17 protein-coding genes are annotated in these 23,244 nt (G+C 72.9%); 11 read left to right on the plus strand and 6 right to left on the minus strand.

Features of this window, described 5'->3' with window-relative positions; translation table 11 throughout:
• Window positions 1-45: 45 nt before the first annotated feature.
• Window positions 46-939: a lipase family alpha/beta hydrolase gene (locus tag Q2K21_RS03985; RefSeq protein WP_310765399.1), complete on the minus strand. Its 894-nt coding sequence runs from the start codon at window positions 937-939 to the stop codon at window positions 46-48.
• Between the two features lie 559 nt (window positions 940-1,498).
• Here Q2K21_RS03985 and Q2K21_RS03990 point away from each other — a divergent pair.
• On the plus strand, window positions 1,499-1,915 hold the full coding sequence (locus Q2K21_RS03990) for a cobalamin B12-binding domain-containing protein (RefSeq protein ID WP_310765401.1): 417 nt from the start codon (window positions 1,499-1,501) through the stop codon (window positions 1,913-1,915).
• 184 nt (window positions 1,916-2,099) lie between these two features.
• Here the strand turns inward: Q2K21_RS03990 and Q2K21_RS03995 are convergent, their stop codons facing one another.
• Both Q2K21_RS03995 and Q2K21_RS04000 read right to left on the minus strand, forming a co-directional pair.
• The gene (locus tag Q2K21_RS03995; protein WP_310765403.1) at window positions 2,100-3,722 is read right to left on the minus strand and encodes a DUF5691 domain-containing protein; all 1,623 of its coding nucleotides are present in this window, start codon (window positions 3,720-3,722) and stop codon (window positions 2,100-2,102) included.
• 42 nt (window positions 3,723-3,764) lie between these two features.
• Entirely contained in the window at window positions 3,765-5,114 is a 1,350-nt protein-coding gene (locus Q2K21_RS04000) for an SWIM zinc finger family protein (protein WP_310765405.1), read from the minus strand.
• A gap of 134 nt (window positions 5,115-5,248) precedes the next feature.
• Here Q2K21_RS04000 and Q2K21_RS04005 point away from each other — a divergent pair, with 134 nt between their 5' ends.
• The 7 genes from Q2K21_RS04005 to sucD all read left to right on the plus strand — a co-directional run bounded on the left by Q2K21_RS04005 (window position 5,249) and on the right by sucD (window position 16,118).
• Window positions 5,249-6,493: an AAA family ATPase gene (locus Q2K21_RS04005; protein WP_310765407.1), complete on the plus strand. Its 1,245-nt coding sequence runs from the start codon at window positions 5,249-5,251 to the stop codon at window positions 6,491-6,493.
• Between the two features lie 81 nt (window positions 6,494-6,574).
• Entirely contained in the window at window positions 6,575-9,067 is a 2,493-nt protein-coding gene (locus Q2K21_RS04010; protein WP_310765409.1) for a DUF5682 family protein, read from the plus strand.
• Window positions 9,064-10,263, plus strand: coding sequence for a VWA domain-containing protein (locus Q2K21_RS04015; protein ID WP_386277191.1), 1,200 nt, complete (start codon window positions 9,064-9,066; stop codon window positions 10,261-10,263). Before Q2K21_RS04010 ends, Q2K21_RS04015 begins: the two co-directional genes overlap by 4 nt.
• A 567-nt stretch (window positions 10,264-10,830) precedes the next feature.
• Window positions 10,831-11,505: a hypothetical protein gene (locus Q2K21_RS04020; RefSeq protein ID WP_310765411.1), complete on the plus strand. Its 675-nt coding sequence runs from the start codon at window positions 10,831-10,833 to the stop codon at window positions 11,503-11,505.
• Window positions 11,506-11,772: 267 nt separating this feature from the next.
• Entirely contained in the window at window positions 11,773-13,539 is a 1,767-nt protein-coding gene (locus Q2K21_RS04025; RefSeq protein WP_310765413.1) for a hypothetical protein, read from the plus strand.
• Between the two features lie 491 nt (window positions 13,540-14,030).
• On the plus strand, window positions 14,031-15,212 hold the full coding sequence (gene sucC / locus Q2K21_RS04030; RefSeq protein WP_310765415.1) for an ADP-forming succinate--CoA ligase subunit beta: 1,182 nt from the start codon (window positions 14,031-14,033) through the stop codon (window positions 15,210-15,212).
• Window positions 15,213-15,233: 21 nt separating this feature from the next.
• Complete coding sequence (gene sucD / locus Q2K21_RS04035; RefSeq protein ID WP_310765417.1) at window positions 15,234-16,118, plus strand: succinate--CoA ligase subunit alpha; 885 nt, start codon at window positions 15,234-15,236, stop codon at window positions 16,116-16,118.
• A 185-nt stretch (window positions 16,119-16,303) separates the two neighbouring features.
• Here the strand turns inward: sucD and Q2K21_RS04040 are convergent, their stop codons facing one another.
• Complete coding sequence (locus Q2K21_RS04040; protein WP_310765420.1) at window positions 16,304-17,164, minus strand: RNA polymerase sigma factor; 861 nt, start codon at window positions 17,162-17,164, stop codon at window positions 16,304-16,306.
• Window positions 17,165-17,260: 96 nt separating this feature from the next.
• Between Q2K21_RS04040 and Q2K21_RS04045 the strand changes: the two genes are divergently transcribed.
• Window positions 17,261-18,871, plus strand: coding sequence for a cell division protein PerM (locus Q2K21_RS04045; RefSeq protein WP_310765423.1), 1,611 nt, complete (start codon window positions 17,261-17,263; stop codon window positions 18,869-18,871).
• Between the two features lie 121 nt (window positions 18,872-18,992).
• Here the strand turns inward: Q2K21_RS04045 and Q2K21_RS04050 are convergent, their stop codons facing one another.
• Entirely contained in the window at window positions 18,993-19,835 is an 843-nt protein-coding gene (locus tag Q2K21_RS04050) for a hypothetical protein (RefSeq protein ID WP_310765425.1), read from the minus strand.
• 340 nt (window positions 19,836-20,175) lie between these two features.
• Between Q2K21_RS04050 and purN the strand changes: the two genes are divergently transcribed.
• The gene (gene purN / locus Q2K21_RS04055) at window positions 20,176-20,826 is read left to right on the plus strand and encodes a phosphoribosylglycinamide formyltransferase (protein WP_310765427.1); all 651 of its coding nucleotides are present in this window, start codon (window positions 20,176-20,178) and stop codon (window positions 20,824-20,826) included.
• A complete protein-coding gene (gene purH / locus Q2K21_RS04060) occupies window positions 20,823-22,430 on the plus strand; it encodes a bifunctional phosphoribosylaminoimidazolecarboxamide formyltransferase/IMP cyclohydrolase (RefSeq protein ID WP_310765429.1) in 1,608 nt (535 codons plus the stop codon). The genes purN and purH overlap by 4 nt, the downstream gene beginning before the upstream one ends.
• Before the next feature lie 108 nt (window positions 22,431-22,538).
• Here purH and Q2K21_RS04065 read toward each other — a convergent pair whose 3' ends face one another.
• Window positions 22,539-23,180 carry a hypothetical protein gene (locus tag Q2K21_RS04065; protein WP_310765431.1) on the minus strand — a complete coding sequence of 214 codons (642 nt, stop codon included), beginning with the start codon at window positions 23,178-23,180 and terminating at the stop codon, window positions 22,539-22,541.
• Between the last annotated feature and the right edge of the window lie 64 nt (window positions 23,181-23,244).

Raw genomic sequence — 23,244 nt, forward strand, 5'->3', positions numbered from 1 at the left:
GGGTCGGGGTGTCACGCCACGGTCAGGCTCACGCCACAGTCAGGCTCACGCCACGGTCAGGCCTCCGGCGCCGGCACCGGCGGCGGCACCGGCACTGGCACCGGCGCCGGAGGGCGCGGGGGTCGCCGGTTCGAGGTCGAGAGCCTGTCGTATCCCGGCCGCGACGGCGGGGTGCACCGGCAGGGCGAGGTGGCCGATGCCGCTGACCCGCACGTTCTGTACGAGGAGGTCGGGGTGGTCGACGCAGGCCGTCTCCAGCGGGTCCATCAGCGGGTCCAGATCGCTCCAGAAGCTCACGAAATGCGTACGGCAGCCGGGGGCGGGCCCCCGCAGCTCTTCGATCAGCTCGGAACCCGGGCGCATCTGACGGACGATCGGGTGCGCGTTCGCGAGCGGCGCGACGCGGGTGCCGGAGTGGGGCGTGCCCAGCGTGACGAGAGTTCGGACGCGGAGGTCGCCGCCGAGGCACTGTGTGTAGTACCGCCCGATCAGCCCGCCCAGGCTGTGCCCGACGATGTCCACCTGCGACTGCCCCGTGCGCTCGCAGATCTCCTCTATGTGCCGGCCCAGCAGCGCGGCGGCGGTGCGTATGTCACAGGTCAGCGGAGAGTAGTTGAGCGACTCGATGTGCTGACGGCCGTGCTGTGCGAGGTTGCGGCGCAGCAGGACGAAGACCGAGCGGTTGTCGATGAACCCGTGGAGCAGGATGACCGGGGGCTTGGCCTCGGTCGGCAGTGGGGTGGTGTCCGTCGTGGGCATCGGGAGGGCGCAACGGCGCTCCTGGATGATCCCCGAGGGGTAGAGGAGCAGATGCCCGGCGAGGATCGCGAACTCCAGGGCGGTCGCCTTCAGGAGGGCGATGGAGAGTCCGGCCAGTCGGCTGGGAAACAGGCGCTGGCAGAGCGGAAAAAGGGGCTGCACTGCCCTCGTGACCATCATGGCCGACCTCCCGTCGGCGCACGCGGGGACGCCTCTGTCCCCCGTGTGCCCTCATGGAAAGCCGTGATGGCGAATGGCCTGTAGGGCGGTGCCGCGGGTGCGGCTCGCAATCGCGGATGCGGAGCGTGAGGCGCCGGTGACGCGACGCGGGTATTCGTCGTAGTGACGTGATCCCTTGTCGCCCTGGTGGCGCGGTTCCTGTCCTCCTCGTACGGGTGCGGCTCTCCGCTGTGTTTCAGCGCCCTTCCATGCCTGGCGGCTCTCCTTGCGCACGATCCACTCACCCCGTGGCGCCCGAGCCGCTGGTGACACTGCGGCGCGTGTGCCGCGGGAAGGGGGGACCCTGCGCGGCGAACGTGTCCCATCGTGTGATTTGCCCCTCGCTCTCCACCGTGAAACTGCCGGTTGCGGGATGCTGGCGATAACGTTCGTTCACTTCCCGGGTCGGTACGGCGCGGGGCGCCTGTGCCGCGGTGCGCGAGGTGACTGTCGGTGCGGTGGTGTGGCGGCAGAGCGGCACGTCGGTACAGGGTGGAGTAGTCGCTTCATGGAGGCAGTGATGGGTGTGGCAGCCGGTCCGATCCGCGTGGTGGTGGCCAAGCCGGGGCTCGACGGCCACGATCGCGGGGCCAAGGTGATCGCGCGTGCGCTGCGCGATGCGGGTATGGAGGTCATTTACACCGGCCTCCACCAGACGCCCGAGCAGATCGTCGACACCGCGATCCAGGAGGACGCCGACGCGATCGGGCTGTCGATCCTGTCCGGCGCGCACAACACGCTGTTCGCCGCGGTGATCGATCTTCTGAAGGACCGCGACGCGGAGGACATCCTGGTCTTCGGCGGCGGGATCATCCCCGAGGCGGACATCCCTCCGTTGAAGGAGAAGGGCGTCGCCGAGATCTTCACGCCCGGGGCGACGACCGCGTCGATCGTGGACTGGGTACGGGCGAACGTACGGCAGCCGGCGGAGGCGTAGTTACGGTCTCAAACGCCGGGCGGGCTGAATCTTTCAGCCCGCCCGGCGATTGAGGACGAGGCCGTCAAGGCCGACAGCGGGGGTCTGGGGGCGCAGCCCCCAGGTACGGGAAGGGTAGGGGCGGCGGGGGCGAAAACATCCCCCGGGTCACCCCCGGCTCCGGCACCCACGGCTCCGTGCCCCCTCACGGCATCCCCAGCTCCTCCCGCATAGCCGCGCGCAAGCGCAACGTCGTCGTCAGGCGCTGAAACGCCTCCGCCCAATAACCGCCCGCCCCCGGCGACGCGTCCTCCGTCTCGTCGGGTGTCGCCGTCAGCGCGTCGAAGCGGCTCGCCTCCGCGGGGTCCAGGCAGCGCTCCGCCAGACCCATCACCCCGCTGAAGCTCCACGGATAACTGCCCGCGTCCCGCGCGATGTCGAGTGCGTCCACGACCGCCCGTCCCAGGGGAGCGGCCCACGGGACCGCGCACACCCCGAGGAGCTGGAACGCCTCCGACAGACCATGTGTGGCGATGAAACCAGCGACCCACTCGGCCCGTTCCGCCGCGGCCAGCGTCGACAGCAGCTTCGCCCGCTCGGCCAGGGACACCGCCCCCGGGCCCCCGGCCTCCGCTGCCGAGGGCGGTCCGAGCAGAGCCCGGGACCAGCCGGGGTTCCGCTGCCGTACCGCCGCCCGGCACCATGCCGCGTGCAGTTCGTCCCGCCAGTCGTCCGCCACCGGCAGCACGACGATCTCCTCCGGCGTACGCCCACCGAGCCGTGCCACCCATGAGCCGAGCGGTGCCGCCTCCACCAACTGGCCCAACCACCAGGATCGTTCGCCGCGCCCCGCCGGGGGCTTCGGCGCCACCCCGTCACGCTCCATGCCCGGATCGCACTCGTGCGGGGCCTCGACCACGATCGTCGGCTCCCCCTGCGTACGGTCGATCGCCACGCACGCCCCCGCCCGCGCCGCCATCCGCCCGGCCAGCGCCGAATCCGGCAGGGCCGACAGCAACTCCGCCGCCGTCGCCCGCACATTGCGGCTCCGGTCGGAGAGCGCCTGCTCCAGGAACGGCTCGTCGGCGGGCTCCAGCCCGGTGCGGAGCGAGTCGAGGAACATCAGCCGGTCCTCGGCGCGCTCCGTCGCCCAGGTGGTGGTCAGCAGCTCACGGGCGACGGCCGGCTGCCGTACGCGGAGTGCCGTGAGCAGGGCCACCCGCTCCGCGAACAGGCCTTCCTGCCACAGTCGTCGGATGCGGTCCGTCTCTGTTGGTGGCGGCAGCTCGGAGCCGCCGCCGGGCGCGGAGCGCAGCGCGAAACGCCAGTCCGGGTTCAGCCGGGCCAGCCACAGCGCGCGCGGGCCGGCGAAGGTCAGCGCCGCCGGTCGAAGGTCCGTACGGCCCCGGGCCGCGTCCAGGAGCGCCGGCAACGTCTCCGGGGGTGCCGTGAAGCCGCGCTCGTTGGCCAGGGACAGCCACTGGGGGAGCAACTCCATGAGGTCGGGTGCCGTCCCTCGGCGGCCGCCGCCTGCCGTGCCGGGGCGGTCCGACAGCAGCATGGCCAGTCTACGGGCCGCCGCGGGCGGCAGCGACGGGCGTGGGTCCGCGGCCGCGGGCTCCGGCCGGGCCCCGGCCGGTGCGGGGCGCAGCCCGGCCCTGCGACGTACGGTCTCCACGGCGGCCAGGTCCAGCAGCGCCGTCGGCGCCTCGCGGCCGGGCGGGAGCCAGGGCGGCGTACGCCGGTCGGTGCCCAGCAGCGCGACGGTCACGAGCTCTTCCCAGGACACGGAGGAAGGCGTGTCCGGCGGAGCGGGGGTCGCACTCATGTCAGTCCCTTCCACATCGGTACGGAATCGCCAGAGGTGTCGTCAGCACAGCGGGACCGCTTCTCCCGGGCCCTGAGACCAGGCGGTGAGCGGGGTGAAGCCGCGGTGGCCGCACTCGCCGAAGACCGTGACCGGGGCACCGCCCGACAGCGCGACCAGGCGCCACAGCCCCGGACGGGCGCCCGCCGACGGAGTGAGCGGCAGGGCCGTACCGCCGTCCGCGTCCGCCAGCTGCCAGGAGTCCTCGACCGGCGTCGGTATGACCCGGCCCAGCGTCACCGGGAACGAGTCCAGCCACGGGTCGGCCACGAGCGCCTCCCCGTAGCGCTCCGCCGCCTCGTGCGTGGTCACGCCCGGTGGTCGTGCCGCTGTCGGCGCGGGAGGCGTGAACCGCTCGCCCAGGGCGGCCCGCAGCCCGGCCCCCGGATACACGGACAGCTCCGCCTCGAAGGCCAGGCCCACCGGCAGCGCCAACTCCGGGGCACGCCCGGCCGCCCCGTAGGAAAGGAGCAGCGCGGTGCGGGCGGACTCCGTCCCGTGCAGCCAGATCCGGCGCGTGGTGAGCCGGCTGTCCGAGGTGTCGTACTGCGCCAGCACCAGCCAGTGGTCGCGGACGGGTGGGCCGTCGGGTGAGCCCGGCAGGCCGACCCGCGAACGGACCGTCGCCGCCGGACCGTCCGGCAACCGCTCGCGGCGCAGCCAGCCCTGGTCCAGGAGATGCAGCAGCGCGCACTCCTCCAGCAGCCGCACCGGCCAGCCCGGCCCCGACGACGGGAGCGCCCCCAACTCCCGTACCCGCGCGGCCAGTCCCGGAGCCTGCGCGTCGACCATCCGCGCCGCCGTCTCCTCCCACAGCCCGTACCCCGACTGCTCGGCCGTGGCGAGGCCGCCGCGCAGCAGGTCGGTCAGCCGTTGCTCCAGCTCGGCCGCCCCCGCAGTGATCCGCTCGGCCCGCCGCTCCGCCCTGCGCCGGGCCGCCTCCGGATCGGCGGATGCGCCGGACTCCGAACCGCCGGCCGTCCGCCTCTCCTGTGCGCGCTGTCTCCGCCCCTTGATCCACTGCTCTGCCCAGTCCGGCGCCTGCCTCCGAGGCACCGTGCCGTCCCCGCCCACCCAGAGCAGCAGCAGTCCCAGCGCGTGCTTGCACGGGAACTTGCGGCTCGGGCAACTGCACTTGTAGGCCGGCCCGGCCGCGTCCGCGATGTCCACGACCGTTTGATACGGCGTGCTGCCACTGCCCTTGCACAGCCCCCACACCGTCCCCTCGTCAGAACTTCCCGCCTCCGACCACGGCCCGGCCGCGCCGAGTTTGCTTCCCGCTTTGCGTGACGCGACGTCAGGCGCCAGTGCCAGCACCTGGTCCGCCGTCCAGCGCACCCCCTGCTGAGTCATGCCATCGAAGGTAGATCCCGGCACTGACAATCGATCGCCGCGAGGTCGTTTGCGCAGGTCACCACGCATTGTCAGTGGCGTGGTGCACGGTTGGTGGCAGATCCGAACCGGCCGAGCTGGAGGGGGAAGTGGCCATGCGTGTGTCCGTTGATCCGATGTCCGTCGAACCGGGCCCGAGCGAGTCCGCGCCCGCGAACGAAGGCGGGACCGCAGACGCGGTCGGGCAGCCGTCCGCACGCGTGCGCCCACCGACGGGAGAGCCCGTGCGCTCGCCCGCGGAGGACAAGGAGCAAGCCACGGCAGAAGCGCTGCGGCCGCACGCCGAGGACGCCTTCGCGGCCGAACTCGCCGAGTTGGCCGCGCAGGACGATCGCCCGCGTCCGGCCCGCTGGAAGCTGTCGCCGTGGGCCGTGGCCACGTATCTGCTGGGCGGCACCCTGCCGGACGGCACGGTGATCACGCCGAAGTACGTGGGCCCGCGCCGCATCGTCGAGGTCGCCGTCACCACGCTCGCCACCGATCGCGCCCTGCTCCTGCTCGGCGTGCCCGGCACGGCGAAGACCTGGGTGTCCGAACATCTGGCGGCGGCCATCAGCGGCGACTCGACCCTGCTCGTGCAGGGCACCGCCGGGACCCCGGAGGAGGCGATCCGCTACGGCTGGAACTACGCCCGGCTGCTCGCGCACGGCCCGAGTCGCGACGCGCTCGTACCCAGCCCCGTCATGCGGGCCATGGCCGAGGGGACGGTCGCACGCGTCGAGGAGCTGACCCGTATCCCGGCCGACGTACAGGACACGCTGATCACGATCCTTTCGGAGAAGACCCTGCCGATACCGGAGCTGGGGCAGGAGGTGCAGGCCGTCCGCGGCTTCAACCTGATCGCGACGGCCAACGACCGCGACCGCGGGGTCAACGACCTGTCGAGCGCCCTGCGCCGCCGCTTCAACACGGTGGTGCTGCCGCTCCCGGAGAGCGCGGACGCCGAGGTCGACATCGTCTCCCGCCGGGTCGACCAGATCGGACGCTCGCTCGATCTGCCGGCCGTGCCCGACGGCATCGACGAGATCCGCCGCGTCGTCACGGTCTTCCGCGAGCTGCGCGGCGGCGTCACGACGGACGGCCGGACGAAGCTGAAGTCGCCCAGCGGCACGCTGTCCACCGCCGAGGCGATCTCCGTCGTCACCAACGGACTCGCGCTGGCCGCCCACTTCGGCGACGGCGTGCTGCGCGCGAGCGACATCGCCGCGGGCATCCTCGGCGCCGTCGTCCGCGACCCGGCGGCCGACCGCGTGATCTGGCAGGAGTACCTGGAGGCGGTGGTCCGCGAGCGCGACGGCTGGACGGACTTCTACCGCGCGTGCCGGGAGGTGACCGTATGAGCCACTCCGACTTCGAGTCCGAGGTCGCGGCAGTGAGGGGGAACGACGACCCCGGGTGGTCCGGGCCGCGAGGGGGATCGAGTGACAGGCGTTGACAGGCCGCCGGGCGGGGCGGTCGGCCCGGGGCCGCTGCTGCTCGGAGTGCGGCATCACGGGCCTGGGTCCGCCCGGGCCGTGCGGGCCGCGCTGGAGGCGGCGCGGCCACGGGTCGTGCTGATCGAGGGGCCACCGGAGGCGGACGCACTGATCCCACTCGCGGCGGACGAGGAGATGCGGCCGCCGGTGGCGCTGCTCGCGCACGCCGTGGACGAGCCCGGACGGTCGGCGTTCTGGCCGCTGGCCGAGTTCTCCCCGGAGTGGGTGGCGATCCGGTGGGCGCTGGAACACGGCGTTCCGGCCCGGTTCATCGATCTGCCGGCGACGCACACGCTCGCATGGGAGAAGGAGGAACCGACCCCGACGCCGGACCAGGGGGAGAGCGAGTCCCCGGAGGCGGAGGGTGAGAGGAACGCGTCGCCGCGCGACGGGTCCGGTGAGCCGGAGGTCGCAGACCGGCCCGGCGCGTCCGGTCCGACGCCTTCGGGAGCCGGCGAGCCCTCCGGCCCACCTCAGGCTTCCGAGGACACCGTCCGTATCGACCCCCTCGCCGTGCTCGCCGAGGCCGCCGGGTACGACGATCCGGAGCGGTGGTGGGAGGACGTCGTCGAGCACCGGGGCGTGGGGAGGGGTGACGCGCTCGCGCCCTTCGCCGCGCTCGGGGAGGCCATGGCCGCGCTGCGGGAGGAGTACGGCACCGGGGGACACGATCGGGACCTCGTGCGGGAGGCGTACATGCGACTCCAAGTGCGCGCAGCCCAACGCGAGTTCGAGCATGACGTGGCGGTCGTGTGCGGGGCCTGGCATGTGCCCGCGCTGCGGCAGAGGACCACTGTCGCCGCCGACCGCGCCCTGCTGAAGGGGCTGCCCAAGGTGAAGACGGACATGACCTGGGTGCCCTGGACCTACCGGAGGCTGGCGCGGGCCGGCGGTTACGGGGCGGGTATCGACTCGCCCGGCTGGTACGGGCATCTGTTCAGCGCCCCCGACCGGCCGGTCGAGCGGTGGCTGACCAAGGTCGCCAGGCTGCTCCGCGAGGAGGACCGGATCGTGTCGTCCGCGCACGTCATCGAGGCGGTGCGGCTCGCCGGGACGCTCGCGGCGCTGCGCGGACGCCCGCTGCCGGGGCTGTCCGAGACCACCGACGCGGTGCGGGCGGTGATGTGCGAGGGCTCGGACGTGCCGCTGGCCCTGGTGCACGACCGGCTCGTGGTCGGTGACGTCCTGGGGGAGGTGCCGGCGTCCGCGCCTGCCGTGCCCTTGCAGCGGGACCTCGCACGCCTTCAGAAGCGGCTGCGGCTCAAACCGGAGCCGTCGGAGCGGGAGTTGGAGCTGGACCTGCGCAAGGAGACGGACACCGAGCGCAGCCGGCTGCTCCACCGGCTGCGTCTGCTCGGCGTCGGCTGGGGCGAGCCCATGGCCTCGCGGGGGAGCACGGGGACGTTCCGGGAGACCTGGCGGCTGCGCTGGGAGCCGGAGCTGGCGGTGCGGGTCGCCGAGGCCGGGGTGTGGGGGACGACCGTGCTCGCCGCCGCGACCGCCAAGGCCGAGACGGACGCGGTCGCCGCGCAGGCACTCGCCGACGTCACGGCGCTCGCCGAGCGATGCCTGCTGGCGGAGCTGCCGGACGCGCTGCCCGTGGTGATGCGGGTCCTCGCCGACCGTGCGGCCCTCGACGCCGACGTCGGCCATCTCGCCCAGGCCCTGCCCGCCCTGGTCCGTTCCCTGCGCTACGGAGATGTGCGCGGCACGGACACCGAGGCCCTGGCGGGCGTCGCGGCCGGCCTCGCCGAGCGTGTGTTCGTCGGGCTGCCACCGGCGTGCGCCGCGCTCGACGCGGAAGCGGCCGAGGAGATGCGGCGCCATGTGGACGCGGTGCACGGGGCGGTCGGGCTGCTCGGGGAGGGAACAGCGGCGGCCCACGGCGACATGCGCGCACGGTGGCGCGCCGTGCTGCGGGTGCTCTCCGGGCGGGACACCGTTCCCGGTGTGATCCGCGGGCGGACCGTGCGGCTGCTCCTGGACGACGGGGAACTGGCACAGGACGAGGCCGCACGGCTCATGGGGCTCGTACTGTCCCCGGGGACCGCGCCGGCGGACGCGGCCGCGTGGATCGAGGGGTTCGTCGGAGGCGGCTCCGGCGGCGGGATGCTGCTCGTGCACGACGAGCGGCTGCTCGGGCTGGTGGACGCCTGGCTGACCGGGGTGCCCGCGGAGGCGTTCACCGACGTACTGCCCCTGCTGCGGCGCACGTTCTCGGCGTACGAGCCGGGGGTGCGCCGCACGCTCGGCGAACTGGTGCGGCGCGGGCCGGGCGCGCGGGGGAGCGCGGTGGTCACCGGGGCGGGCGTCCCCGGGTTCGCGTCCGACCTCGACGCCGGGCGGGCGGACGCGGTGATGCCGGTGCTGCGCCTGCTGCTCGGCCTGGACGAGCCCGACGGCAGCGAAGTCGACGACCTTGTGGGGGTGGCCCGATGAGCACGCACACGACCGGCCGCGGGGGAGCCATGCCCTCGATGGGGGATCCGGCCGGTGCCGACGAGCGGTTGCGGCGCTGGCGGCTCGTGCTCGGCGGAGACGCGGCGGACGGCACCGGGTACGGGCTCACCGGGCAGGACGCGGCCATGGACGGGGCGCTGACCTCGCTGTACGGGAAGGGGGACAGACCGCGGCAGGGGAGGGACCGTTCGGCTGGGCTCGGGGCGTCCGCACCGTCCGTGGCGCGCTGGCTGGGGGACATACGGACGTACTTCCCGTCGTCCGTCGTCCAGGTCATGCAGCGGGACGCCATCGACCGGCTCGGGCTGTCCACGCTCCTGCTCGAACCCGAGATGCTGGAGGCGGTCGAGGCGGACGTGCACCTGGTCGGCACGTTGCTCTCGCTCAACAAGGCGATGCCGGAGACCACCAAGGAGACGGCACGGGCGGTGGTGCGCAAGGTCGTCGAGGATCTGGAGAAGCGGCTGGCCACCCGCACCCGGGCCACGCTCACCGGCGCCCTCGACCGCAGCGCCCGTGTCAGCCGGCCCCGCCACCACGACATCGACTGGAACCGCACGATCGCGGCCAACCTCAAGCACTACCTGCCCGAGTACGGGACGGTCGTGCCGGAGCGGCTGATCGGATACGGACGGGCGTCCCGGTCCGTGAAGAAGGAGGTCGTCCTCTGCATCGACCAGTCGGGGTCGATGGCGGCATCGGTGGTGTACGCGTCGGTGTTCGGGGCGGTCCTCGCGTCCATGCGGTCCATCGCCACCCGGCTGGTCGTCTTCGACACGGCGGTCGTCGACCTCACCGACCAGCTCGACGACCCGGTCGACGTCCTCTTCGGCACCCAGCTCGGTGGTGGTACGGACATCAACAGGGCGTTGGCGTACTGCCAGTCGCAGATCACGCGCCCCACGGAGACGGTCGTCGTCCTGATCAGCGACCTGTACGAGGGCGGGATCCGCGACGAGATGCTCAAGCGGGTGGCGGCGATGAAGGCGTCGGGGGTGCAGTTCGTGGCGCTGCTAGCGCTCTCCGACGAAGGGGCGCCCGCGTACGACCGGGAGCACGCGGCGGCACTCGCGGCCCTGGGCGCACCGGCGTTCGCGTGCACGCCCGACCTGTTCCCGGAGGTGATGGCGGCGGCGATCGAGAAACGGCCCCTGCCGATACCGGAAACGGCGTGAGGCCGGCAGGTGACGACCACTTCCCAAACCGGACACCACACAACGCAGGGAGGGAAACCGGATATGACTACCCATCGGTAACGGGGGGCTTGCGCAACCTCGGGAGTCCCGTGCGAGGATCGACGGCGCTTCGCCATCGACGGTGCGCCGTGTTCGCCCCGTACCACCTCGTCCCGCCGCACGGAGGCTCTCCCCGTTTTGACCCTGCCCGCCGCACTGCCCTTCGCCGGTGCCGCACTGCGCGCGATGCGTACGGCGGCCGGGCGGCGTGCGCTGCGTCTGGCGCTGCTGGTGGGCGGGTTGTTCGCGTTGGGGCTCCTCTGGGGGGAGCAGGCACAGGCGGCGGAGGCGGCACCCGCGGTCTCCGCGGCTCCGGCCTCTCCTGCGATAGGGGCCGCGAGGCCGGTCGCAGCAGCGGTTCAGGGGACCGAAGGGACTGTCAGCAGGGCCGCAGAGCAGGTGGTGAAGGGTTCGCCCGAGGTGACGGAGCGCGGGACGCGTCCGTCAGTTCCGGTCGGGCACACGATTCACCGCAAGCTCCCCGCGTCTTCACCTGAACAGCCCACCGTGAGCACCTCCGGGGCCCCGGCCGGCCCGGTCATCTCCGTGACCGAGACGGTCCCCGCGGTCTCCCGCGTGGTCCGCCAGGTCGTGCGCCCCGTCGCCGACGGGCTCGTCCGGCCGGCCGGAGACAGGGTCGGCCGGCCCGTCGGGGGGCTCGTGCAGACGGTGGCCGAGGGGCTGGCGGACGCGCCGTCGCAGTGGTCGACGCTCCCTTCGTTGCCGTCTGTGCCTGGACTTCCCGGCCTTCCGGCGGTTCCCGGTCTGCCGGGGCTGCCCGGGGTCCCGACGCCGCCGGTGCACACCGTGCCCGCGCTGTCGGTGGCGCAGCAGCCGGGCGGCGGTACGGAGCACGGGACGACGGCGGAGCAGAGGCAGACCGGTGCGTACGGGCCGGGGGTCCCCGCGGCGACCGACGCGACGGCGGGAGAGCACACACACCGTGCCCCCGACCTCGGGCGGACCGCGCACCTGCCCCGGCACCAGGCACCCGGCGGTGACCCGACGGGCGCGCTCGGCGAGCAGCCGGCCGTGGACAGCGGTGCGCCACGCCACGGCGACGGGCACGCCGTCGCGTCGAACCACCGGGCGCCCCTGCGGCTCGTACCCGGCGCCACCGCGGTCGCCACCGCGGGCGGGACCAGGGATCGGCACCGGGACATCCCCGAGTTCCCCGGCTAGGGCAGTACCTCCTCCCCGCGAGACCTGCCGCGCGGGGGCGGAACAGGTCTGCCCGCCGTCCGGACACCCCTCCGATCCCCGGACGGAAACCACCGGGCCCCGAGCCGTCGCAGCCGGACCGCATCCATGGCCGCCCGTCCCACTCCCCGGACCGCCCATGGATTCGTCGGCCCCACACCGACACCGGCGAACATCGCGACAGGCCTCGGCACACCGGTACATCCCGAACTCCCGGAATCCCGGAATCCCGAAGGATCTGACGCACACATGAACAAGAACATCCGCCGCTCCATCGTCATAGCCGCCGGTGTCACCGGCGCGTGGGCGCTCGGCTCCACCGTCGCCAGCGCGGACGAGCTGCCGGCGTCGTCCCTGTCCACGCCCGACGTGAGCGTCGACGCCGCGGACACGGTCGGCGCGGTCACCGACACCGTGGACGGTGTCGTCGCCGACGTGCAGAACACCGTCTCCGGCGTCACGCACGGCACGGCCGTGGACGGCGCGGCCTCGACCGTGACGGACACCGCCGCCACGGCGAAGTCCGCCGTCACGGGCGCCACGAGCGCTCCGGCCACCGCGAAGGCCGAGAACCGGGTCAAGACGGCGTCAGCCGGCACGGGCCAGGCCCGCCGGTACGTCGACGCCGAGGTGTCCGGCACCCACCCGTCGCAGGCGAAGGGCGCCGCGCACGCCGCCGCGTCCAAGGCCATGACGGTCGCGGACCGGGCCGAGGCCGCGACCACGGCCGTCGTCTCCGACGCCACCGACCCGCAGAACGAGATCGACTACCTCTTCGGTCCCCTCTCGGCCTTCGCCCCCGAGCTGGAGCAGGCGCTCGCCGCCGCGCAGACCAAGCTCCAGGGCGTGCAGAACGCCGCGCGCACCAAGGCGCAGGGCGTCGACGGCGTGGTGCGTACGAGGGTGCGGAGCACCGTCGCGGGCGCGGGCCGCACCGCGACGGGCGCGAACGGCGCCGCGCAGCAGGCCGTCGCCGGGACCGAGGGCCGGGCTGCCGACGCGGTCACCACGGCCCAGGGGAAGGCCGGTGAGGTGAAGGGCGCCGTCGGCGCCAGTGTCTCCGCGGTCCCGGGCCACGTCACGGGCGCGGTCACGGACGTGAAGCAGCAGGTCGTCGGCACGGTCACCGGCGTGAAGCAGCAGGTCGTCGGCACGGTCACCGGCGTGAAGCAGCAGGTCGTCGGCACGGTCACCGGCGTGCCCGGCACGGTCACGCCGGTGGTCGACGAGACCACCGCCGCCGTTCTCCCCCCGGTCGCCGGCGCGGTCGTCGACGGCGTGCTGCCGGTCGCCGGGCACGCGGTCGGCAAGGTGACCGGCCTGGCCCAGGGAGTCGTCGCGGACGTCCAGCCGCTCGCGCAGCACGCGGCCGGGAACGCGTCCGCGCTCGCGTACGGCGTCGCGGCTGAGGCGCATCCGGCGGCGTACGGGGTGGTCGGTGAGGTGACCGGCGACGTGGCCGCGTCCGTGCTGCCGCCGGTCGCCCGGACCGCCGTCCACGGGGTCGTGCCCGTCGCCGGGCAGGCCGTCGGGGATGCGACGCGGCTGGCCCACGGCGTGGCGGGCGATGTGCGGCCGTTCGCGGGCGGGGTCGCCGGCCAGGTTCCGCCGTTCGCCGAGGGCGTCGCCGGGACCGCGACGCAGCTGGCGTACGGCGTGGCGGGCGATGTGCAGCCTTTCGCGTACGGCGTGGTGGGCTCGGTGGAGCCGGTCGTGCAGACGGTCAACGACACCGTGCAGCCCCTCGCTCATGGCGTGACGGGCAGCGCCGCGGACCTGGCGTACGGCGTGGCGGGCGACGTGCGGCCCTTCGCGGACGGGGTCGTCGGCGAGGTCGACCCGTTCGCGCAGGGGGTCGCCGGTCAGGTCACGCCGTTCGCCGGGGACCTCACCGGGACCGTCCGGGCGTCCGGGGGCTCCCTGGGCGGTAACGCGGTGAGCGGCGCCCAGGGTGTGGCCGAGTCGGCCGCGCCGAGCTACCTCCAGCCGGGTCACTACGGCACGTACTCCGTCTGATCTCCGTCTGATCCATCGGTGCCGTACGGGGCGCGCCGGGCGGCGCCTTCGTAAGGCACCCGACCGGCTCCGCGAGGACCCGAGGTCTCGGACAGCCGAAAGCCGTCGGCTCGTCCGGCCGAAACCCCGCGGATGGGGGTGGGCGATCCCCATTGGGGTGGGGATCGCCCGCCCCGAGCCCCCGGGGCCGTTGCATTTGTGCTCCTGAGGGGCTGTTCAGGGGACCTCACCGGGTCAACCCCAACCCGGTGAGGTCCTTCTTTCGCGGCACGCCGTGCCAGAGAGCACGGCATCATGTGACAGGTATCACCGCTCAGGTGTGACCCGCGATTTAGAGACCCTCCGCAAGCGGCGATAACCTGCGAGACGGACATGCCGCGCGCTCGGACACCGTGTGCGCTCCCCTTGTGACACAGCGGACGTCACGTTGCCCTTCGCGGCACGCCCACGCATCCAACGAACCGCGAGATCACTGATAGGGACGGAAGCGCGTGGACCTGTTCGAGTACCAGGCGAGGGACCTCTTCGCCAAGCACGATGTACCGGTGCTGGCCGGTGAAGTCATCGACACGCCTGAGGCGGCGCGCGAGATCACCGAGCGTCTGGGCGGCAAGTCCGTCGTCAAGGCGCAGGTGAAGGTCGGTGGTCGTGGCAAGGCCGGTGGCGTGAAGCTGGCCGCCACCCCGGACGAGGCCGTCGCCCGCGCGACGGACATCCTCGGCATGGACATCAAGGGCCACACGGTCCACAAGGTCATGATCGCCGAGACCGCTCCGGAGATCATCGAGGAGTACTACGTCTCCTTCCTCCTCGACCGCGCCAACCGCACCTTCCTCTCCATCGCCTCCGTCGAGGGCGGCATGGAGATCGAGGAGGTGGCGGCCACCCGCCCGGAGGCTGTCGCCAAGATCGCGATCGACGCCATCGACGGCGTGGACGAGGCCAAGGCCCGCGAGATCGTCGAGGCCGCCAAGTTCCCGGCCGAGGTCGCCGACAAGGTCGCGAACGTCCTCATCAAGCTGTGGGACACCTTCATCAAGTCGGACGCCCTCCTCGTCGAGGTCAACCCGCTCGCGAAGGTCGCCTCCGGCGAGGTCATCGCCCTCGACGGCAAGGTGTCGCTGGACGAGAACGCGGAGTTCCGTCACCCCGAGTACGAGGAGCTCCACGACAAGGCCGCCGCCAACCCCCTCGAGGCGGCCGCCAAGGAGAAGAACCTCAACTACGTCAAGCTCGACGGCGAGGTCGGCATCATCGGCAACGGCGCGGGTCTGGTCATGTCGACCCTGGACGTCGTCGCCTACGCCGGTGAGGCCCACAAGGGCGTCAAGCCGGCCAACTTCCTCGACATCGGTGGCGGTGCCTCCGCCGAGGTCATGGCGAACGGCCTGGAGATCATCCTCGGCGACCCGGACGTGAAGTCCGTCTTCGTCAACGTCTTCGGCGGCATCACCGCGTGCGACGCGGTCGCCAACGGCATCGTGCAGGCCCTGGAGCTCCTCGAGTCCAAGGGCGAAGAGGTCACCAAGCCGCTGGTCGTGCGTCTGGACGGCAACAACGCCGAGCTGGGTCGCCAGATCCTGGACGACCGCAACCACCCGCTCGTGCAGCGCGTGGACACCATGGACGGCGCGGCCGACAAGGCCGCCGAGCTGGCTGCTGCCGCGAAGTAAGGGACGAGGTCACACACAACCATGGCTATCTTCCTCACCAAGGAATCCAAGGTCATCGTCCAGGGCATGACCGGCTCCGAGGGCCAGAAGCACACCAAGCGCATGCTGGCCTCCGGCACGAACATCGTCGGTGGCGTGAACCCGCGCAAGGCGGGCCAGACCGTCGACTTCGACGGCACGGAGATCCCGGTGTTCGGCTCGGTGGCCGAGGCCATCGAGAAGACCGGCGCCGACGTCACGGTCATCTTCGTCCCGGAGAAGTTCACCAAGGACGCGGTCGTCGAGGCCATCGACGCCGAGATCCCGCTCGCGGTCGTCATCACCGAGGGCATCGCGGTGCACGACACGGCCGCCTTCTGGGCGTACGCGGGCAAGAAGGGCAACAAGACCCGCATCATCGGCCCGAACTGCCCCGGCCTGATCACCCCCGGTCAGTCGAACGCCGGCATCATCCCGGCCGACATCACCAAGCCGGGCCGCATCGGCCTGGTCTCGAAGTCCGGCACGCTGACGTACCAGATGATGTACGAGCTGCGTGACATCGGCTTCTCGACCTGTGTCGGCATCGGCGGTGACCCGATCATCGGCACCACGCACATCGACGCGCTGAAGGCGTTCCAGGACGACCCCGACACCGACCTGATCGTGATGATCGGTGAGATCGGCGGCGACGCCGAGGAGCGGGCCGCGGCCTTCATCAAGGAGAACGTGACCAAGCCGGTCGTCGGCTACGTCGCGGGCTTCACCGCCCCCGAGGGCAAGACCATGGGTCACGCGGGCGCCATCGTCTCCGGTTCGTCGGGCACCGCCCAGGCGAAGAAGGAGGCGCTGGAGGCGGCGGGCGTGAAGGTCGGCAAGACGCCGACCGAGACCGCCAAGCTCGCGCGCGAGATCCTGGCCGGCTGAGGTCGGTCTGACTGAACGATCGGTGGGCCCGTCCCTTGGTTGGGGCGGGCCCACTGGTGTTTCGCGGGACTGGACCGGGGCGGGACGGCGTCCGGTGGCGCAGGCTGTGCCCACCCAACCCGTTCCGCCCCAGCGGAACGACTGCCCACGGCGGTACAGCGGTACAGCGGTGCAGCGGTACAGCGTCAGCGCGGCTCCGGAATCATGCGTGCCGGGCCGCCGTTGAGGTTCGCCTTCAGTTTTGCGTGCAGGGTCAGTTGTTGCGGGGAGAGCGGGCCCTGGGGCGGGGGTGGCGGTTCCTCGATCGGTGTTCCCCGGGCCATCGGTCGTTCGTAGTGGTCCGGGGCCACGTGCAGGGCCAGGGCCGTCACACCGACGAGTCCGATCGCGAGGGCCATCGCCGCGCGGGAGCAGTCGCGGGTGCGGCGTTCGATGTCGGCCCGCACGGCGGACGAGCCGGCCGCGTGGAGACGTGCCGACGTGGCCAGTGCGGCCAGCCGATGGGGGAGGACATCCGGCGTCGCCAGCTCCGGCACGAGCGCGGCCAGCGCCTCGCGGGCGTGCAGCAGGCGGTTCGCCGCGGCCGGGGTGCTCGCCTCCGTCTCGGCCGCCGTGTCCGGCAGATCGAGGCCGATGCCGTCGTACAGCAGGAGCGTGCGCCGGTAGACCGGCGGCAGTTTCAGGAACGCGTGCATCAGCGCGCGATCCGACGGGTCGGCGAGCGGCGGCTCGGCGTGCCGGTAGCGCGGGCGGAAGCGATGCCAGGGGGAGAGCGCGTAGTCGTGCGCCGCCGCCCGCACCCAGCCCGCCGGATCCCGGTCCATGGCCACCTCGGGCCAGCGCTGCCACGCCAGATGGAAGGCCCGTACGACCGCTTCGCGAGCCAGTTGCCGTCGGCCGGTGAGCAGATACGCCTGCCGTACGAGGGCGGGGGCGCAGAATTCGTACAGCGCGTCGAACGCTTGATGGGGCGTCATGGGCGCGTCGGCCGGTGGCGGCTTCTGCGTGTCCGGTTCCCCCGCCGGGGAGGCATGACGCTGCGTCACAGGGCATCCCTCCATGCAGAAAAGTACATAAACATATATTGAGCGACACATCCGAGCTTTGCCCGTTACGACCGGAAAGCGCGTGTCGTTGGGAGCATGGCGGTCGTGACCCGATGGACCCACCGCCGAACGCCGTTGTCCCCCCTGCGCACCCGGTTGCGCGACCGAGCGCCGGGGCTGGGCGCCGGCCTCCTGGGCGGCGCCGTCGCCGCGGTGCTGGGGCTCGGCCTGTTCGCCCTGCTCGTGACGGTGCTGTGGATCAGCTCGCCGTATCCCGACAGCGGCCCCGATGGCGCGCTGCACCTGGCGGCCGCGCTGTGGTTGCTGGCGCACGGTGTCGTGCTCGTCCGTACCGAGACGCTCTCCGGCGTGCCCGCGCCCGTCGGGGTCACGCCGCTGCTGCTGGCGCTGCTGCCGGTGTGGCTGCTGCACCGGGCGGGGCGGGAGGCAACGGACGGGGGGAGCGCGGAGGAGACAGGGGAAGACGCTCCGCTGGTCGCCGCGCACACGGCCTTCAGCGGGGTGGTGGCGGGCTATCTCGCAGTGGGCGCGGTCGCGGCGCTGTACGCCTCGGTCGGGGCGCTGCGACCGTCGTGGACGTGGACCGCGGTGTGCCTGCCGCTGGTCGCCGTCGTCTCGGCGGGGGCGGGGGTGTGGACGGCGTACGGGCGCTCCTACGGGGCCCTGCCGGGGCGGGTGCGCCGGGCGCTCGGACCGCTGTCCGCCGGAGTGCGGCGGGTGGGGGGCACCGGGGTGCTCGATGGTGACGGGCGGGCGTGGGTGCGGGTCTCCGTACGGGCCGCCGCGGCGGGCGCGGCCGTGCTCGTGGGCGGGGGTGCGCTGCTCGTGGGCGCGTCGCTGGTGTGGCACGAGGGGGCGGCGCGGGCGTCGTTCCTTCAGCTCACGGAGGGGTGGTCGGGGCGGGTGGCGGTGCTGCTGCTGGCGGCGGCGCTGGTGCCGAACGCGGCGGTGTGGGGGGCGGCGTACGGGCTCGGGCCCGGGTTCGTGCTGGGCGTGGGGGAGGTGATCGGGCCGTTGTCGACGACGCGGCCGGCGACGCTGCTGCCGCCGTTTCCGTTGCTGGCGGCGGTACCCGGGCCAGGGGGCGGGCCGCTGCGTTGGGCCGTCGGCGTGGTGCCGGTCGCGGCGGGGGTGACGGTGGGCTGGTTCGTGGCGCGGGCGGCGGCGCCGGGCGGGCGAGGGCGAGAGCGGGAGCGGGGGCGGGATGTGGCGTGGTCGGCCGGGCGGACGGCCGGGGCGGTGGTGATGGCGGGGGTGATGTGCGGGGTGCTGCTCGGGGGGCTCGCGGAGGCGGCGGGCGGGGCGCTCGGGGTGGCGGAGCTGGCGCGGTTCGGGCCGGTGGGGTGGCAGGTGGGGGCCGCGGCGGTGGGGTGGACGGTGGGGGTGGGGGTGCCGATGGGGGTGGGGGCGCGGGCCTGGAGGTCGCGGTCGCGGTCGCGGTTGCGCATGCGCATGCGGTTGCGGGGGAAGTCGCGGCCGGTTGTGCCGGCGACTCCGGTTCCGGCGCAAACGGTTCCGGAACCGGCGGTGGTGGTGGCGCTTGCTGCGGGTGCCGGCGGGGAGCGGGAGGGGCTGTGGGAGGACCCCGACCTCAAGCCGTACGAGGCACTGCCGTCCGAGGAGACCCTGTTCCGGCCGGCTCTGTGGGAGGAGGTGCCGCCGGAGGAGCCGGAGTCGCGGGTTTGAGGGGCCCGGGGCGGGGCGAACCGGTTCGGGGTGGGGTTGGCCGCGCAGCCCGTTGCTCGCGGGGTGCCTCCCCCAAGCAACGGCACGACCGCCCGCAGCCGCGGCTGCGGGCGGTGTCGTCTCAGCCCCGTGTCCCCAGCACGCCCCGCAGATCCTTCGGCAGGAGGTCGTTGCAGGACTGCTTCGCCGTGTTCGTCAGGGCGTCGTTCAGGCACGTGTAGTAGTCGCGGTAGACCAGCTGGGCCGTGAACGTGGCCGCCACCATCGCGATCGCCAGGGACGCCGTCACCAGGCCGCTGATCGCCGCCGTCGTCTGGGGGCGGCCCGTGGGGGCGGGGCTGTTCGGGTCGGGGGTGCGGGGCTTGGCGCGCAGCGCGCTCGTGCCCCAGTACAGCGCCAGCGCGCCCAGCAGCAGGGCCACGTAGGGCCAGCTGAAGAGGGAGAAGAAGAACGCCCACATGCCGGCCAGCAGCGCGTAGCGCGCGCGGCGCTGGACCGGGTCCTTCGGGTCCCAGCGCAGGTTTCCGCCGGGGCCACCGGGTCCCTCAGGGCCGCCCTGACCGCCCTGTCCGCCCTGTCCGCCGGGGCTGCCCGGACGTTCGCCGAAGCGGCCACCCGTCGCGGGGCCCGGCTGCCGGTCGCTCCACTGGCTGCCCCACGGCGAGTGTTCGCCCTCGCCGGAGCCTTCCTCCTGGCCGCCCTGGCCCTGGTCCTGGCCCTGGCCGGGTGCCGGGTGTCGCGGCTGCCAGGGCCGGTCCGGTGCTCCCTCCGGCGGGGGCGCGAAGGGGTTGTTGTCCGTGGGCGCCTCCTGGCCCCGCCCGCCGCCCGCGGCGTCACGGCCGCGCCCACCGCTCGCGGAGCCGCCCCCGCTCTCGGGCGCGTCCTCGCTCTCCCGCGGCGGCACGGGCGAAGGGTGCCGCTCGCGCAGCAGCAGCGGAGGGAGTCGGAGACTGCGGTCCGGCATCAGGTGTGCGTCTTCCCCTTGGTGGTTATGGCGGGTGGTTTGTCCACGGAACTCGCCGTGAAACGGTTGCGCCCCTCGCGGGCGTCCCCGTCCCCGGTCAACGTCCCACGCAGGCACGGCGTTCCCCCGCGTCGAACCGCTTTCCCGGGCGGCTCCTCCTCAGACGCTACCTTCCGGCCACGCCCCCGTCCCGTGGGGGCCGTCCAGAGTGCCGGTATCGTTGCTGGCGGTCGGCTGCTTCGTAGACTTCCCCGTATCCGGGGGCGCGAAGCATTCGTACGACCATACAAACGCTCTTCCGAGCGACCGCACGAACGCTCCCCCGAGAAAGGGCCCCGCCGTGGCCGAGTCCGTGGCCGAGACCGTCACCGAGTCCGCGGCCAAGCGCCTGGTCGTCCTGGTCTCCGGGTCCGGCACCAATCTGCAGGCGCTCCTCGACGCCATCGACGAGACCGGAGTCGACGCCTATGGGGCCGAGATCGTCGCCGTCGGCGCCGACCGCGGCGGCATCGAGGGCCTGGCCCGCGCCGAGCGCGCCGGGCTGCCCACGTTCGTCTGCCGGGTCAAGGACCACGACAGCCGGGAGGCGTGGGACGCGGCCCTCACCGAGGCCGTCGCCGCGTACAAGCCCGATCTCGTGGTCTCGGCCGGGTTCATGAAGATCGTGGGGAAGGAGTTCCTCGCGCGGTTCGGCGGGCGGTTCGTCAACACCCATCCCGCTCTCCTGCCCAGTTTTCCCGGAGCCCACGGCGTGCGTGACGCGCTCGCGTACGGCGCCAAGGTCACCGGTTGCACCGTCCACTTCGTCGACGACGGCGTCGACACCGGACCGATCATCGCTCAGGGCGTGGTGGAGGTCCGGGACGAGGACGACGAGAGCGCTCTGCACGAGCGCATCAAGGAAGTCGAGCGAAGGCTGCTCGTCGAGGTCGTGGGGCGGCTCGCCCGCAACGGCTATCGCATTGAGGGACGAAAGGTAGTAATCCAGTGACCGCGGACAGCACAGTCACGGCCGGGAGCACCGAGGGCGTCGAGAGCGGCAAGCGGCCCATCCGGCGCGCGCTCGTCAGCGTCTACGACAAGACCGGGCTCGAAGAGCTCGCCCGCGGGCTCCACGAGGCCGGTGTCGAGCTCGTCTCCACCGGCTCCACCGCCGCGAGGATCGCCGCCACCGGTCTGCCCGTCACCAAGGTCGAGGAGCTGACCGGCTTCCCCGAGTGCCTGGACGGCCGGGTCAAGACCCTGCACCCCAAGGTCCACGCGGGCATCCTCGCCGACCTGCGCCTCGACAGTCACCGGCAGCAGCTCGCCGAGCTGGGTGTGGAGCCGTTCGACCTCGTCGTCGTCAACCTCTACCCGTTCCGCGAGACCGTCGCCTCCGGGGCCTCCCCCGACGAGTGCGTCGAGCAGATCGACATCGGTGGTCCCTCGATGGTCCGGGCCGCCGCCAAGAACCACCCCTCGGTGGCCGTCGTGACCAGCCCGGAGCGGTACGGCGACGTCCTCGCCGCCGTGCGCGACGGCGGCTTCGACCTCACCGTCCGCAAGCGGCTCGCGGCGGAGGCCTTCCAGCACACCGCGTCCTACGACGTCGCCGTCGCCTCCTGGTTCGCGTCCTCGTACGCGCCGGTCGACGACTCTGTGTTCCCGGACTTCCTGGGCGCCACCTACGAGCGCAAGAACACCCTGCGCTACGGCGAGAACCCGCACCAGCCCGCCGCGCTCTACGTCGACGGCAGCAGCAGCGGCGGCGGCCTCGCCGAGGCCGAGCAGTTGCACGGCAAGGAGATGTCGTACAACAACTACACGGACACGGACGCCGCGCGTCGTGCCGCGTACGACCACGACGAGCCGGCCGTCGCGATCATCAAGCACGCCAACCCCTGCGGCATCGCGATCGGCGCGGACGTCGCCGAGGCGCACCGCAAGGCGCACGCCTGCGACCCGCTGTCCGCGTTCGGCGGAGTCATCGCCGTCAACCGGCCGGTGAGCAAGGAGATGGCCGAGCAGGTCGCCGAGATCTTCACCGAGGTCATCGTCGCGCCCGACTACGAGGAGGGCGCGCTGGAGGCCCTCGCCAAGAAGAAGAACATCCGGGTGCTGAAGGCCCCGAACGGCCCGTCGAACCCGGCCGAGCTCAAGCAGATCGACGGCGGCGCGCTCCTCCAGGTCACCGACCGCCTCCAGGCCGACGGCGACGACCCGGCCAACTGGACCCTCGCGTCGGGTGAGGCGCTCGACCCCGACGAGCTGCGTGAGCTCGCCTTCGCCTGGAAGGCCTGCCGCGCCGTCAAGTCCAACGCCATCCTGCTGGCCAAGGACGGCGCCTCGGTCGGCGTGGGCATGGGCCAGGTCAACCGCGTGGACTCCTGCAAGCTGGCCGTCGAGCGGGCGGGAGAGGAGCGGGCGCGCGGTTCGTACGCCGCCTCGGACGCCTTCTTCCCGTTCCCCGACGGGCCGGAGATCCTGATCGCCGCGGGCGTCAAGGCCATTGTCCAGCCCGGCGGTTCGATCCGTGACGAGCAGGTCGTGGAGGCCGCTCAGAAGGCGGGCGTGACCATGTACTTCACGGGCACGCGCCACTTCTTCCACTGAGTTCCGCCCGGCGCCGGGTGGTCCGACGCCGACAGGGCCGTGTCCCCCTCGTACTCGTACGGGGTGGGACACGGCCCTGTCGGCGAACGGCGCGAATGCGACCGTGCGTCAGTAGGCGGCCTGCCTGGGGCGGTTGAACCAGGCCGCGCCGTTGGAGTTGCCGACGAAGACGGCGACGAGGATGGCGAGCACCGTGTGCAGCAGGCCGATGATGACGAACGGGTAGATGCCGAGAATCGCGGTGATGATCCCGAAGATCAGTGCCGCGATGCGGACGCCGTTGCCGCCCGTGGTGAACTTCAGGGCCAGCACGAGCGCGAAGACCGCCCAGGCCACGGCGAACACCGTGAGCGCCCACAGCATGCCGGACGAGTAGTCGGCGAGCTGCTGGAAGCTCGAGTCGTCCTTCAACTTCTCGTCGTTCTTGGCGGCGTGGACACCGACCGCGGCGATGGCGAACAGAGCCACGCCGATGAGCTGCAGGCCGAAGATGACCCACAGCAGCACGCGGGCCGTGCTGACCGTGCTGGGCATGGTCGTCGGGAAGGACTGCTGGCCGTAGCCCGGGGACACCGGCGGCGCCTGCGGGTAGCCGTAACCGGGCTGCTGGCCCTGCGGGTAGCCGTAACCCGGCTGCTGGCCCTGAGGGGCGCCGTAACCGGGCTGCTGGCCTTGCTGGCCCTGCTGGGCGCCGTAGCCGGGCTGCCCCTGGGGCGCGCCGTAAGGGTTGTTCGGGTCGCCGAAACTCATGAGCGGTGTTTCCTCCGTCTGCTCAAGTGCGGGGACGAGCGCGGCACGGTTCGGAGGAATGTTC

Source organism: Streptomyces sp. CGMCC 4.7035 (assembly GCF_031583065.1).
Lineage (GTDB): Bacteria > Actinomycetota > Actinomycetes > Streptomycetales > Streptomycetaceae > Streptomyces > Streptomyces yaanensis.